Annotated in this window: 13 protein-coding genes; all 13 read left to right on the forward strand. The window is 50.8% G+C overall.

The features are described 5' to 3' along the window. Positions 1 to 116 precede the first annotated feature (116 nt). Positions 117 to 1,091 (forward strand): SDR family oxidoreductase, encoded by a 975-nt coding sequence (locus tag EI969_RS03735; RefSeq protein WP_160385992.1) that lies wholly within the window; start codon positions 117 to 119, stop codon positions 1,089 to 1,091. A gap of 199 nt (positions 1,092 to 1,290) precedes the next feature. Continuing rightward, positions 1,291 to 1,575, forward strand: coding sequence for a hypothetical protein (locus EI969_RS03740; protein ID WP_160385993.1), 285 nt, complete (start codon positions 1,291 to 1,293; stop codon positions 1,573 to 1,575). A 146-nt stretch (positions 1,576 to 1,721) separates the two neighbouring features. Continuing rightward, positions 1,722 to 2,024, forward strand: coding sequence for an integration host factor subunit beta (gene ihfB / locus EI969_RS03745; RefSeq protein WP_102700288.1), 303 nt, complete (start codon positions 1,722 to 1,724; stop codon positions 2,022 to 2,024). Positions 2,025 to 2,046: 22 nt separating this feature from the next. Next, entirely contained in the window at positions 2,047 to 2,277 is a 231-nt protein-coding gene (locus EI969_RS03750; RefSeq protein ID WP_160385994.1) for a lipopolysaccharide assembly protein LapA domain-containing protein, read from the forward strand. A gap of 181 nt (positions 2,278 to 2,458) precedes the next feature. Further along, positions 2,459 to 3,502 (forward strand): LPS O-antigen chain length determinant protein WzzB, encoded by a 1,044-nt coding sequence (locus tag EI969_RS03755; protein WP_160385995.1) that lies wholly within the window; start codon positions 2,459 to 2,461, stop codon positions 3,500 to 3,502. 496 nt (positions 3,503 to 3,998) lie between these two features. Beyond that, a complete protein-coding gene (tviB, locus tag EI969_RS03760; RefSeq protein ID WP_160385996.1) occupies positions 3,999 to 5,276 on the forward strand; it encodes a Vi polysaccharide biosynthesis UDP-N-acetylglucosamine C-6 dehydrogenase TviB in 1,278 nt (425 codons plus the stop codon). 65 nt (positions 5,277 to 5,341) lie between these two features. After that, positions 5,342 to 6,391, forward strand: coding sequence for an NAD-dependent epimerase/dehydratase family protein (locus tag EI969_RS03765; protein ID WP_160385997.1), 1,050 nt, complete (start codon positions 5,342 to 5,344; stop codon positions 6,389 to 6,391). Positions 6,392 to 6,396: 5 nt separating this feature from the next. Then, positions 6,397 to 7,620 (forward strand): hypothetical protein, encoded by a 1,224-nt coding sequence (locus tag EI969_RS03770; protein WP_160385998.1) that lies wholly within the window; start codon positions 6,397 to 6,399, stop codon positions 7,618 to 7,620. Positions 7,621 to 7,761: 141 nt separating this feature from the next. Further along, on the forward strand, positions 7,762 to 8,943 hold the full coding sequence (locus EI969_RS03775) for a hypothetical protein (protein WP_160385999.1): 1,182 nt from the start codon (positions 7,762 to 7,764) through the stop codon (positions 8,941 to 8,943). A gap of 34 nt (positions 8,944 to 8,977) precedes the next feature. Next, positions 8,978 to 10,903 carry an asparagine synthase (glutamine-hydrolyzing) gene (gene asnB, locus EI969_RS03780; RefSeq protein ID WP_160386000.1) on the forward strand — a complete coding sequence of 642 codons (1,926 nt, stop codon included), beginning with the start codon at positions 8,978 to 8,980 and terminating at the stop codon, positions 10,901 to 10,903. A 22-nt stretch (positions 10,904 to 10,925) separates the two neighbouring features. Then, a complete protein-coding gene (locus EI969_RS03785; RefSeq protein WP_160386001.1) occupies positions 10,926 to 12,062 on the forward strand; it encodes a glycosyltransferase family 1 protein in 1,137 nt (378 codons plus the stop codon). 3 nt (positions 12,063 to 12,065) lie between these two features. Further along, entirely contained in the window at positions 12,066 to 13,310 is a 1,245-nt protein-coding gene (locus EI969_RS03790; RefSeq protein ID WP_160386002.1) for a glycosyltransferase family 4 protein, read from the forward strand. After that, complete coding sequence (locus EI969_RS03795) at positions 13,307 to 14,164, forward strand: SDR family oxidoreductase (RefSeq protein ID WP_160386003.1); 858 nt, start codon at positions 13,307 to 13,309, stop codon at positions 14,162 to 14,164. The genes EI969_RS03790 and EI969_RS03795 overlap by 4 nt, the downstream gene beginning before the upstream one ends. The last annotated feature ends 10 nt before the right edge of the window (positions 14,165 to 14,174 follow it).

A 14,174-nucleotide genomic window follows, 5' to 3' on the forward strand; every position in this document is an offset into this window, starting at 1 on the left:
AAAAAAGGGCGGCTTCGGTCGCCCTTTTTTTATATCCTGATTTTGATGCGTCCCGCGTAAACGTCATTAGCTCGCGGCGCTATGAATTTAATCCTTCGACTCTCGGAGCGGCATTCTTGACTCCCTCACAAAAGATACTGATCACCGGCGCTACCGGCTTTATCGGGCAGGAGCTTGTGCAGCAACTCATAGCAAAAAAGAATGTGGATCTCACTGTGCTGGTTCGCAGTCAGAGTCAGAAAGTTCCGAGTGAAGTAGCTCAAGTCATAATCAACAGTAACGTAGCCTGGGCCGATGCACCTTTTCCTGAGGGCGTCACCACGCTGATCCACCTTGCCGGTCGCGCGCACGTCTTGAAGGAAACCTCGAGTTCGCCTCTCGATCTCTATCGCGCAGACAATGTTGAATTCACATTAAATCTGGCGCGAAAGGCACTGGCCACGGGTGTGAAACGCTTCATTTTTATCAGCTCCATTGGCGTGAACGGATCAAGCACAACAAGTACGCCATTCGATGAGTCCTCAATGCCTGCTCCCAAAGCGGACTATGCGATATCCAAGTGGGAAGCTGAACAGGCTCTGCGTGAGCTTCTGAAGGGTTCCGACATGGAACTCGTCATCATTCGTCCACCGCTTGTGTATGCAGGCCACGCACCTGGAAATTTTCGGCGTTTATTGAAACTGGTTGCCATTGGCCTGCCGTTGCCACTTGCATCGGTCGATAATTGCCGCAGCATGGTGTCATTGCGCAACCTGGTGGATTTCATTTCCCTGTGTATAGAGCATCCAGCGGCCGCTAACGAAACGTTCCTGATTTCTGATGGGGTGGATCTTTCCACGCCCCAGATTATCGAGCGCTTGGCGCAAGGAATGGGGAAGCGGACCTTGCTCGTGCCTATGCCGCCAGGACTTATGCGTTGGGGCGCTCGCGTTGCGGGGATGGGAGGTGCCTTTGAACAGCTCTGTGGATCTCTGGTCGTGGACTCCAGTAAAGCCTGCAATCTTCTCGGATGGCGCGCACCGCTCGGTGCAGATGAGGCGGTGATCGAGTCGGGGCGGGAATTCAAAGTGATGCGCACGAGGGAAGGGTGAGTAGTACTCGTTTCGCCTTCAGTGGGTGATGTGACGCTTTCCTTGGGGGCCTTGGCTGGCTCCTTGTTTTGCTTCTGCCGTGAAACTAGTGCCCATGGCAAGTGGTCTCTTTCTACATCAGCATGAATCGTTTATTTACAGCTAGTCTTTTGCTTGAAGCGAACGACAGTCGGGCGGCGTGCCTGGCCTAAGGAAGCGAATGAACAGGCTCATCGTAGTAATGGCGGTACTGGTTCTGGCTGGCTGCGGCACTAATGCCAAGACTCACGCAGTGCGCGGGGTCAGTGGTATCGAGATTGATTGTTCGGGGCTGGGGTCGGGGTGGGAGAAGTGCCGCAAGCGGGCGAACAAGGAGTGCAAGGCGCAGGGCTACAAAGTTCTAGCTAGGTCCGATGATGCCAAAGATGAGGATGAGGGCCCCTTTGGCTTCAACCCCGCAGGCTATCTGACGCGCACCATGTTGGTTGTCTGTAGGCCGGCGTGATAGTGCACGATCAGTGTTCCGCTGCTTTGGAAGTGGGCATCCCTTTGCTGGTGGAAAATGTCAAAAACTCGGGCTGTTCAAATTGATCGGGGCGTGCTAAAACCTTTGAAGCGCTGATCTAGCTGCTTGAAAAGGAAGGGAAAAATATGACGAAGTCCGAGTTGATCGAACGAATAGTCACCCACCAAGGGCTGCTCTCATCCAAGGATGTGGAACTGGCCATCAAGACCATGCTTGAACAAATGTCCCAATGTCTGGCTACCGGTGATCGCATCGAGATCCGTGGGTTTGGCAGCTTCTCCTTGCACTACAGAGCGCCGCGTGTCGGTCGCAATCCGAAAACCGGTCAGTCAGTCAGTCTCGATGGCAAATTTGTTCCTCATTTCAAGCCGGGGAAAGAGTTGCGTGATCGGGTGAATGAAGAGGAGGAAGGTTACGTTGAGGAGTAGCTGGCGTGCCGGGAGTCGCTTCATGCGGTTTGCAATCACGGGGCTGGTATTGTTGGTCGCGGTCGCGTGTTTGCTTTTTGTATTGGAAAATCAGCAGCTTGTTGTCGTTTCCTTTTTCGGTTTTGCATCCCCCGAGCTGCAGGTATCAATTGTTGGAGTTGTCGCATTCCTGGCCGGAATGATCATGGGCGGGTTGATGGTAGCCGTTTATGCCTTGAGGTCCAGGAGGAGAGTGCGGCAAATTCCTCATTAAGCTTGACGCTGGGTGTTCGAGCGCTCAGTCGGGGTTTTGCTATGTAGTGTGCTGCGAACGCTCTTTTAGGGAGGATGCGCGGTACGGTTGCAGCTTGAGTCCTGGAGATTTACGTTGATGGTTCTCAATGTCTGTGTTCGTGGAATGTAAAGTAACTTTATAAGTAAAAGGCTACCAGTATATGCAGGGCGACTCCAGACAAGAAAATAATTCAAGTGATTTTGAGTTTCAAAGGTTTGTTCGCGCTATTTCACGTCAGAAATTTATCATTTTAGCTTTTGTTGTCCTTGGGGCAGTCGCTGCAGCGAGCTACGCTTTTGTCGCTACTCCAATTTATGAAGCGAAGGCTTTCGTAATTCCGCCAACTCAGAACGATATTGCTAACTTTAACTACGGGCGTACGAGAGATACAGAGTTGGCGCCTTATAATGTTAAGGATGTCTACGAGATATACATTCGTCGTTTGCAGGCAGAGTCGCTGCGTCGGGATTTTTTTTACAAAGTCTATCTACCAAGTTTGTCCGAGGAACAGCGTAAAAAGTCCCAGGATGTCTTGTATGGGGATTTCTCTCAGGTGCTCCGTGTCGTTTCTCCACTCAAGGAGGCCTCGGACAGATATTTGGTTGTCGTACAGACCAGCAACCCTGAGCAGGCCAGAAATTGGGCTGCAGCGTACATCGCCCAGGCTGGCGATTTAGCCAAAAATGAAATGATCAGGAACCTTTCGATCGAGTCTGAGGTTCGTGCTCGTAATCTGGAGCAGCAGATAAGCTCCGCAAGGGATGCCAGTCGCATGGCGAAAGAGGACTCGATTGCCAGGTTGACTGAAGCCTTGCGCATTGCCGAGTCGATTGGATTGGAGAGGCCGCCCGCCATTACGCTGAGTCAGTCTGTTATTGCGGGTGGTGAGTCTGGTCAGCTTACGTACATGCGTGGCTCGAAAGCGCTGAAGGCGGAAATCGAGAATCTCCAGGCCCGCACGTCGGATGACCCATTCACGGATCGTTTGCGTGAGCTTCAGGGTAAGTACAACTTTTTCAAAGGGTTGAAAACTGACGCGACGGCGGTGTCTGTCTATCGCCAGGACGGAGATGTCGAGCTGCCAGATGCCCCGGTCAAGCCTAACAAGGCATTGATCCTTGTCTTGGGTATTATTTCCGGCCTTATTCTGGGTTTGGCTGTCGTATTGTTGCGTGGGTTCTTCGCAGCAAAATCGGATGATTAAGCTTTATACCCTCTGTCAGTAATATTTCAGTGCCCTATCGCCGAGCGATGGGGCATTAATTTAACCCGGGAAGGAAGCTGGCTTCTGCTCCCGGGCGGGCAGTGCCAGATGAATCGAATTTCGATTTGTCTGTCTGTCCGGCTTCGACGAAATCATGCGTGATATGTTTCCTGGCTCGTAATCACCCAGCTCGGCGTTTTTTCGATGGGAGGGGTCGAGCTTTGCTCCGCAGTGTGATAGGCAGTGATGGTCACGAATTGATCGTCGGCAGTTTCCAGTCGTTTCATTGGCGGCTATTATCCCGGGCGGTGCGGTGCTCCTCGCAGTTACGCCAAGGGTCGGGATATTCTTTCCCGGACTGCTGAAAATGATTGTGGTTCCCAGCGGAGCTTTCGGTATAATTTCCAGTTTACGCAGCTATGCCGTACGTTTCTGACGCGCGAGATGTGAAGTGCTTAACGATCGACTTAATATTGATGAATGGCAAGGGAAAACAATGCTTAAACTCGAAGATGTGAAGTTGGCCATAGTGGGTCTCGGTTATGTGGGCTTGCCGCTGGCGGTTGAGTTTGGCAAAAAAATGCAAGTGGTTGGTTTTGATATCAGCCAGCGACGAATTGAAGCGCTGAAGGCCGGTCATGACGCTACTCTCGAGGTGTCTGATGATGAGTTGCAATCCGCGTCAGGATTGAGCTTTAGCTCCGCGCTGGATGAGTTGTCTGCCTGCAACGTATTTATTGTTACCGTGCCTACGCCGATCGATGAGCACAAGCGCCCGGACTTGACGCCTTTGATTAAAGCGAGTGAATCCATTGGTCGCGTTCTGAAAAAAGGCGATATCGTTATTTATGAATCAACGGTCTATCCTGGCGCTACCGAGGAAGACTGTGTACCGGTATTGGAAAAAGTATCCGGTCTAAAGTTTAATGTTGATTTTTTTGCAGGTTATAGTCCGGAGCGCATAAATCCGGGCGATAAAGAGCATCGTGTCACTACCATTAAAAAAGTGACAGCGGGTTCAACTCCAGAAGTCGCCGATCTTGTCGATGCGCTGTATAACACAATCATTATCGCTGGTACTCACAAGGCCAAGAGCATCAAAGTTGCCGAGGCTGCAAAGGTTATTGAAAACACGCAGCGCGATTTGAATATTGCGCTGATCAATGAGTTGGCATTGATTTTCAATAAAATGGGTATTGATACCCAGGCCGTTCTGGAGGCCGCCGGTACTAAGTGGAACTTCTTGCCATTTCGTCCGGGTCTGGTAGGCGGGCATTGCATTGGTGTAGATCCTTACTACCTGACGCATAAGGCTCAGTCTATTGGTTACCACCCTGAAATCATTCTGGCCGGTCGCCGTTTGAACGACAGTATGGGCGCTTACGTCGTCTCTCAACTAGTCAAGGCAATGCTCAAGCGCAAAATTCATGTTGATGGTGCGCGAGTGCTGATTATGGGGTTGACGTTTAAGGAGAACTGCCCTGATCTGCGCAACACCAAAATCATCGACATCGTAAATGAGCTCGCTGAATTCAATATTGTCGTTGATGTGTACGACCCGTGGGTCGATGCGGCTGAAGCAATGCATGAGTACTCGATTACTCCTATCAGTCAACCAGAGGTCAATTCCTACGACGGTATTATTCTGGCTGTGGCACATAACGAGTTTGCCGCGATGGGCGCTGAGAGCATCCGGAGCCTGGGTAAAGCCGAACACGTTCTCTATGACCTCAAGTATCTGCTGGATGCCTCTCAGTCAGATCTGCGTTTGTGATCCTCGGGGTCTGTGAAGACCCTGATTCGTTATCACTGACATAAAAATGCCAAGTCGAGAATTACATGATCCGTTTCGAGAAAGTCAAAGCTGAAATTCAACAGTCTCCCAAGGTTTGGTTGATCACAGGCGTCGCCGGATTTATCGGCTCCAACCTATTGGAGACGCTGCTGAAGTTGGATCAGCGGGTTGTTGGGCTCGATAACTTTGCGACCGGGCATCAACGTAATCTCGACGAAGTGCAGTCGGTAGTGAGCCCGGAGCAATGGGCGCGATTCGTGCTGGTGACCGGGGATATCAGAAATATTGAAGACTGCAGAAAGGCGATGACTTTTGATGCGGCCACTGATGTTCCGGTGGACTACGTTCTGCATCAGGCGGCGCTCGGGTCCGTCCCTCGTTCCATCAATGATCCGATTACCACGAACAGCACCAATATTGATGGCTTTCTGAATATGCTGGTCGCGGCGAAAGATGCACAGGTGAAGAGTTTTACCTACGCAGCTTCCAGCTCTACCTATGGCGATCATCCGGGACTGCCTAAAGTTGAGGGGGTTATCGGAAAACCTCTTTCTCCTTATGCCGTCACGAAATATGTAAATGAACTGTACGCTGAGGTTTTTTCCAGCACCTACGGTTTCAAAACCATTGGTCTTCGTTACTTCAACGTGTTCGGCAAGCGTCAGGATCCAAATGGCGCCTATGCAGCAGTTATTCCCAAGTGGACTGCGGCCATGATCAACAACGAGGAGGTTTTCGTTAATGGTGATGGGGAAACGAGTCGCGATTTCTGCTTCGTAGAGAATGCGGTCCAGGCCAATATTCTGGCTGCTTGTGCGAGTCCTGAAGCAAAAAACAATGTTTATAACGTCGCCGTGGGCGACCGCACGACATTGAATCAGGTCTTTGCTTGTATCAAGGGTGCTTTGTCCAATGTTGATGTCACGACTACCTCTGAAATGGTATATCGGGATTTTCGTGCAGGTGATGTAAGGCATTCGCAAGCCAATATTGACAAGGCAAAGGATCTGCTGGGTTATCAACCTCTCTTCAATGTTGGCGAAGGTATGTTGAAAGCAGCTGACTGGTACGTTTCGTTCTTCGCAAGAAGTTAATTCTTGTGATTAAAGGGATCTGTGCTATTACAGTTTTGGCAAACAAACTTTGCATGTTTGTTTTGCTGTTCAGCCTGGCTCGAATGTTAGGGGTTGAGTTGTACGGCGTATTCTCTTACCACTACGCGATCGTAACAGGCATCGCGACTGTGGTGGGGGAGTGCTTGAGTGTGGCGCTAAGTCGCTATGCGGTAATGAATGCCGAAAATGTAAACTACAGGACTTCCTTGAGTCTCATGGCATGGGGCGGCATCGTTGTGGGTGCCCTCTGTGTCGCTGTTTTTTCAGTGTTCCCGGCGCCTGCGTCCTCTTATGAGCTGAGTGCTGGCTACTTGATGACCGGCGCGTTTTTCCTCGGGTTTGTCTGTGTTTGCAATCTGACCATAACCGGTCTGATGTTCTCGCTTAACACCTCTGGAAGATGGGTGGCTGCCTTGGCCGCCCATGGGCTGCTTGGATTACTCCTGGTACTGGCTATCGCGAAGGTTGAAGGGCGTATAGAGGGTGTCATTCTGACACTTGCACTCTGCACGTTGATCGCTCCTGCGTTCGGTTTTTTTATGATAAAGGCGAGCAAGTTCAGCCCTGAAGAAGGAGGAGTGCGTGAGTACTTCTCTTTTGCAAAGATGGCCGCTCTGCTCACCCGTTCTGGTGCTCCTGCCATCGCTGGAAGCATGCTTCTGGGGGCACCTGTTCATATCATTTGTCTGATGATATTTGCAAATTCAAGTTTGAATGTTTCTGAAGTGGGCTATTTCAATCTGTTTTTTCTTTTTTATATTTTGGTCACGGTTCTTCCGAGTTCGCTTGCTTCATATGCCATCGTCAAGCTGGCGGGTCATGGCAAGAATTCCAGCAAGTTGTATTTGATGCTCGGTGTTGCAGTTTCGATTTGTTTGCCTTTGTTCATGATTCTGACGCAGAGTTACTGGTTGTGTTTTCTGGGTAGCAGTTTGTGCAGTAAAACCGACCTTCTGGCTTATGCAGTGTTGGCGGGCGGTCTTGGCCTTGTGACTACTATCATTACTCAGATCCTGCACAGCAAAAACCTGACGAAGGTAGTTTTTCTGGCTAGTTGCATTTATGCGATTGTCTATCTGGCGTCGACGGCTTATGCGGGTATGAAGGGCGACATGTTGGCGATTGATCTTTTCAGGTCATTCATACTGGCCCTGGTTGCGCAAATTGTGGTGCTTGCGTCCTTGGGTGGACGTAAGTTGCTGCAATGAAAGGTGTATTCGATATGATTCATGCTCAGGCTATACGCATGACTGCAAGTGATGTTGGGGCCAGTGTTGGACCTGGTGGTCGGTTCTGTTGCTTTAATTTTTTGAGTTAGGTTCATGGTTATATTACTGGTTTCGACATGCTTGCTGATTTTGGTCGTTCAAATTATTTTGTGCCTGATATCCAAAAAATATCTGGTTGCGTTATACGCCGTCTGCTATTCGGTGCCCTTCCTTGGGCTGGTAAGCAGCCTATGGAGCGATACCGTTACGCTTTGGCCGATCGGAGACTATAGTTTTTACCTTGATGAGCAGTTCGTATTCAGACTTTCGCTTGTCTGGTTTCTAGGTGTCGCTGGCGGGCTGACTGCCTACCTGTTGGGGCTTTTGGTGCCTGCCGACATCTCCTCTTCGCGCCGCGCTTTTTTCTCTCCAATTGACTTCAAGTTGGCAGGGCTGGTGTTTCTTTCAGTCTCGGTCTTCTTTGTTTTGTTCAGGCTGATAAATGTGGAGGCGATGCTCGAGATGTTTGCGGGTGTCGAGGCTGTGGTGGTTTTTTCTATCATTGCGGTCACTGCATTGGCGTTTGCCTATCCATCATGGTACATGCTCACCTTCTCGGCGCTGCTGGTGCTGGCTTATTCCGTTGCCAACGCGATGACCGGAGATCGGGACTTTGTTGTGTTGGTAGTGGCCTATGTGCTGGGCTTGATGTTTCGCTACAGCCATCTCATCAAATTCAAAACATTGTTGTGTGTTGCGGCTTTTATGCTGGTAGTTCTGAGCAGCGGCGTTATTGTTTCCATGGTACGCATGGATGTTGATTTAACTACAGATAACATTGAACAATTCTTTTTGTTCAACTCATGGAATGCAATCATCCTGCCGCTCGTCCAGCAGTTGACGGGCTTCTGGGATGGCGAGCACCTGCGGTATGGTCAGACCTACCTCGACATGTTTCTTTCGCTGGCACCTTCTCCTATCTATTCGGCTTTCGGTGTAGTGAAGCCCATTACGGTGGATAACCCGGCCTACTGGTACTTCATTACCGGGATGGGCGGGATCCATGCCGCTGGTGTGGCGTTCGAAAATTTCGGCTTGTTTGGTGTATTCTTCAACGGGTTCATCAGCGTCTGTTTCTTGCGTTTTGTCGATTCGGGCTGGCGCGATCAGGACTTCTTGCAGCTTTTTCTGTATATGCTTTGTGCTGCATCGGTTATGCACTGGGTTTGGTATGGTGAAATAAGCTTGCTGAATGCGATGGTTTTTTATGTATTGTCATTTGGATTATTCTTCGCGATGAAACTCGTTCGGGTTTTGAAGTGAGTTTAAATATTTTCACTGGAGTGAGAGCGTAGGTATGTGCGGAATTGCGGGAGTTGTCGGGTGGAAGTTGGATCAGCAGAGCGCCTTTGCCGTTGGCAAAATGGTGGATGCGCTGATACATCGCGGGCCCGATGACGGAGCAGTTTGGTCAGATGCCGATAGTGGGATTTCGCTGGGCCATCGGCGGCTTTCCATTCTGGAGTTGTCGGTACATGGAAGTCAGCCAATGGTGTCCGATAACGAACGTTTCGTTATTGTGTTCAATGGTGAAATCTATAATTTCAATGAGTTGCGACAAAAGCTGATTGACTCCGGTTCGACACGTATCTGGCGTGGTCACTCTGACACGGAAGTCCTGCTGGCTGCGATCGAGGCGTGGGGTGTAAAAACAACGCTCGAAAATCTGGTCGGCATGTTTGCATTCGCCGTCTGGGACAAAGTCAGCAAGACAATTACGTTAGCCCGGGATCGTATGGGGGAAAAACCCCTGTATTACGGTATTGTCGGTAACCGGTTTGTTTTCTCCTCCGAGTTGAAAGCAATCAAGGCGGCCTTTACTGATGATCTGCGCATTGATCGTCATGCTTTGGCGAAGTTTGTCAGGTTTGGCTATGTTCCAGCCCCTGAGTCTATCTACGAAGGTATCAAGAAACTTCCGCCAGCTCATTATCTGACGGTGGACTCTTTTTCTTCCCGGCAGACACCTGTTTCATACTGGTCACTGGCGCAATCCAGTGTATTAAGGGATGAGTTGTCGCAGGCTAGCGACAAAGAGGTGGTGGACGTTGTTGGTGAAAGGCTGTCAGCGGCGGTGAAGTCGCAGATGATTGCGGATGTTCCACTCGGTGCGTTCCTGTCCGGTGGGGTGGATTCAAGCCTGATTGTTTCGTTGATGCAGTCGCAAAGCAGCTCAAGTATCAACACTTACACCATCGGCTTCAATGAGCCTGAGTTTGACGAAGCCCCTTATGCGAAGGCGATCGCCAAGCACTTGGGGACGAATCACACTGAGTTTTATCTAGGTGCGGATGACGCCGTTTCGATCATTCCGCATTTGCCGGAAATTTACGACGAGCCTTTCGCTGACTCCTCGCAGATCCCTACAATCCTGGTTTCCAGGATGACCAAGCAACATGTATCTGTTGCGCTGTCCGGGGACGGCGGTGATGAACTTTTTGCCGGTTATCCCCGCTACCAGATCACTGCCGGCTTATGGGCGCGTATAGAAAAGCTGCCTTTGCCTGCACGCCGTGTCATGGCTTACTCACTTCGCTCGCTTTCCTCAAAGGGGTGGGACAACGTCTGCTCTGTTTTACCGGGTTCGGTACGAGCAAAAGTGAATGGTCGCCGCATCTACAGAATGTCCGAGTTGCTGGCATCCGAGAGTCTGGCACAGATGTACACCGGTTTGATGTCGCAGTGGCAGCCTGACGACAACGTCGTGCTGGGAGCTGGCAGTCAAGGTCAGGGCGCTATTTGCTGGGAATCGGCGGACGACTATATTGAGGAAATGCGTCGGTGGGACGTTTCTCAATATTTGCCTGACGATTTGCTGGTTAAAGTAGACCGCGGCGCCATGAGCGCGAGCCTCGAAACCCGCGCGCCATTGCTCGATCATCGAGTTGCGGAACTGGCGTTTTCCTTGTCTTCAGACCAATTAATCAAAAATGGTGTCGGGAAGTGGCCGCTTCGTGAGTTGCTGAAACGCTATGTACCCAATTCATTCTTCGATAGGCCGAAGGCGGGCTTCTCCATTCCCCTGGCGCAATGGCTGCGTGGGCCGCTTAGAGAGTGGGCGGAAGAGTTGTTGACGGAAGAGCGAATCAAGAGAGAAGGTTATTTTGATTGTCAGAAAATTCGTTCGGCATGGGTCCAGCATCAAAACGGAACCTACGATCGCAGTCTTCATTTGTGGAATATTCTAATGTTCCAGTCCTGGCTTGATAAAAATAGTCGTTAATTATATTGAGCAATGGTGTTCTATGAAGATAGTTTTCAACGCGCTCTCTGCCCGACTTGGCGGAGGTCAGACATACCTGATCAATCTTTTTCAATTTGTTCCCGTCAACGAAGATCTTGAGATCGTTGTCTTCGCCCCGGCTTCACTGAAGCTGCCGGATCATCCCCGCATCCGTCGGGTCGAACCGGCCTGGCCCACAGAGAACCCGATTCTCAGGGCGCTCTGGGAAAAGTGGGCGCTGCCCCGGATCTTGAAGGCGGAAAAGGCCGACGTACTGTTTTGCCCCGGTGGGGTCGTCAGCACTCGTGCGCCTGCAGGCTGCAAGGTTGCAACGATGTTTCGGAACATGATCCCGTTTGATCTGCGCGTACGCAAAAGTATCCCGTTGGGATTACAGCGCCTGAGGAACTGGTTGTTGAACCGGATTATGCTCAAGAGCATGTCGGAAGCTGATTTGACAATCTTCATCTCCAATTACGCGCGAAGTGTAATCGAGTCGCTGACCAAGGTGAAAAACGCCGTCACCATCCCCCATGGCATCGGTTCGGTGTTTCGAACTCACAGCAGCAACCCCGTTCGCCCTGATTTTCTTCCGGCGGGTGATTACATTTTATATGTCTCGAGATTTGATGTTTACAAACATCACTATGAGGTTGTCAGTGCCTACGCAAACCTCCCTCAGGAGCTTCGTGAAAGGTTTCCGCTGATTTTCGTGGGTGAAACACATCTGCCAGAGGCCGAGCGCGTAAAAGCCCTGATTTCTACACTTGGCCTGGAAAGTCAGGTGCTGTTGTTGGGCGCTATTCCTTATCAGAGCCTTCCTCCTCTGTATCATCACGCCTATCTGAATCTCTTTGCTTCGTCCTGTGAGAACTGCCCGAATATTCTTCTTGAAGCGATGGCCTCCGGTAGGCCAATGATCTGTTCCAATGTAATGCCTATGCCGGAATTTGGAGCAGAGGCTGCACTTTATTTTTCGCCGTTTGATTCAAAAAACATACAAGATGTTCTCACCGAGGCGTTAACGAGCCCAGATATTTTGAAGAAATTGTCCACCGAGGCAGTAACGCAAAGTGACAAGTTTGACTGGGAAAACACCTCGAGAAAAACGTGGTTCGAGTTGCTGGCTTTGGCCGGGCGCGCAAAGGGAAGTGTTTGATAGATGAAAATTCTTGTGGTGTCGCAATATTTCTGGCCGGAATTTTTTATTATTAATGATCTGGTCAGGACTTTAACTGCACAGGGGCACGTCGTAAAGGTTCTCACCGGGAAACCAAACTATCCGGAGGGAGTTGTATTCGACGGTTACAGTGCTTCTGGATACCAGGAAGAAATCTACGACTCTTCGGTCAAGCTCTGTCGCGCACCGCTCAGGCCTCGTGGTTCATCGGGCGCAAAAAACCTGCTGTTCAATTATTTGTCTTTCGTTGTGAATGGGCTGAGATACTTTCCGCGTGCAGTCAAAGGCGAAAATTACGATGCGATCTTTGTATTTGCAATGTCTCCCATTACGGCGGCCATCCCTGCCATTTATCTGAAGTGGAAGCTCAAGAGCCATCTGGCTGTATGGGTTCAAGATCTTTGGCCAGAGAGCCTGAGTGCAACGGGATTCGTCAAGAACAAAACAGCGCTGCGTGCCGCGGGCTGGATGGTGAGAGGCATTTACGCGTTCGTCGATACGCTTCTGGTTCAGTCGCGAGCATTCCGTGAGCCGGTCGCCCGCTATGCTGACCCGGGTAAGATTGTGTATTACCCAAACTCCTATCAGGACGTGCCTCCAAGTACTGAGCAAACGCGGATTCCCGCGCCCTTGCTGGCAGAGCTCGAGAATAACTTCTGCCTCGTTTTCGCCGGAAACCTCGGGACTGCCCAGTCGGTTGAAACCCTCGTCGAGGTGGCGGACAAGCTTCGCGGTTTATCCGGCCTTAAAATTGTTCTGGTCGGCAGCGGCAGCATGTTGAGCTGGATCGAAAGTCAGAAGCAATCACGAGCATTGGACAACCTCATCCTTGCCGGGCGTTTCCCGGCGAGCGAAATGCCACATTTTTTCAGCCGGGCAGCGGGTTTGTTGGTGACGTTGAAGCAGAATGAGGCGTTCTCCTATACCATCCCCAGTAAAGTTCAGGCTTACCTGGCAGCAGGGAGGCCCATCATTGCTGCACTGGATGGCGAGGGGGCCCGCATCGTTCAGGAAGCCGGGGCTGGTCTGACGAGTCCGGCGCAGGACGCCGAAGGTATGGCGAAGAGCATTGAACAACTTTTCCATATGACTCTGGAACAACGGGAATCGTTGGGGCAGTCAGGGCGAGCGTACTACCTCGAGCATTTCGAAATGGAGCGGCAAAGCCAGCGCCTGGTCGAGCTTCTCCACAGCAGGATTAACGAATTGAAAGGCAGGTCAAAATGAAGGTTCTTGTGTTAGGGGTCACCGGAATGCTGGGTAGCACGGTGTTCAGGCAATTCCACGGAAACCCGCACCTTGAGGTGTGGGGCACATTGCGCAACCCGAATGGCGCCAGATACTTTTCTGAAGACACCCACGGTTCGTTGATCAGTAACGTTGACGTGCTTGACCATGACTCCCTGGTTTCGGTACTGGCACGGGTCAAGCCGGATGTCGTCATCAACTGCGTTGGATTGATCAAGCAGTTGGCTGATGCCAAGGATCCTCTGTCGGCTCTGCCTATCAATGCGATGTTGCCGCACCGCATTGCCAAGCTGTGCGCGCTGTCCGGGGCACGCCTGATTCATATCAGCACCGATTGCGTGTTCTCCGGTCGCAAGGGTTCGTACACCGAAGAGGATACCTCCGACGCGGAAGATCTCTACGGTAAGTCGAAGTACATTGGCGAGCTGCATGCCGAATCGAATGCGATCACCCTGCGGACCTCCATCATTGGTCACGAATTGGGAAGCCAGTATTCGCTGGTCGACTGGTTTCTTTCCCAGAATGGCGCCGTCAAAGGCTATGAAAAGGCCATTTTTTCGGGGTTGCCTACGGCGGAACTGGCACGTGTCATTCGCGACTACGTAATACCGAATCCGCAGCTTCATGGCCTTTACCATGTATCGGTGGCTCCGATTGACAAGTTGTCTCTTCTGAAACTGGTAGCGGAAGTTTACGAAAAGGAAATCGATATCATCGCGGACAGTCAACTTTCTATAGATCGCTCACTGAACTCCTCGAAGTTTCAGGCTGCAACCGGTTACGTTCCACCTTCATGGTTGGAATTGGTTAAATCGATGCGCGCGTTGCGTTGATCATTAAATT

The organism is Pseudomonas sp. PB101, from assembly GCF_009764265.1.
In the GTDB taxonomy this organism is placed as follows: domain Bacteria; phylum Pseudomonadota; class Gammaproteobacteria; order Pseudomonadales; family Pseudomonadaceae; genus Aquipseudomonas.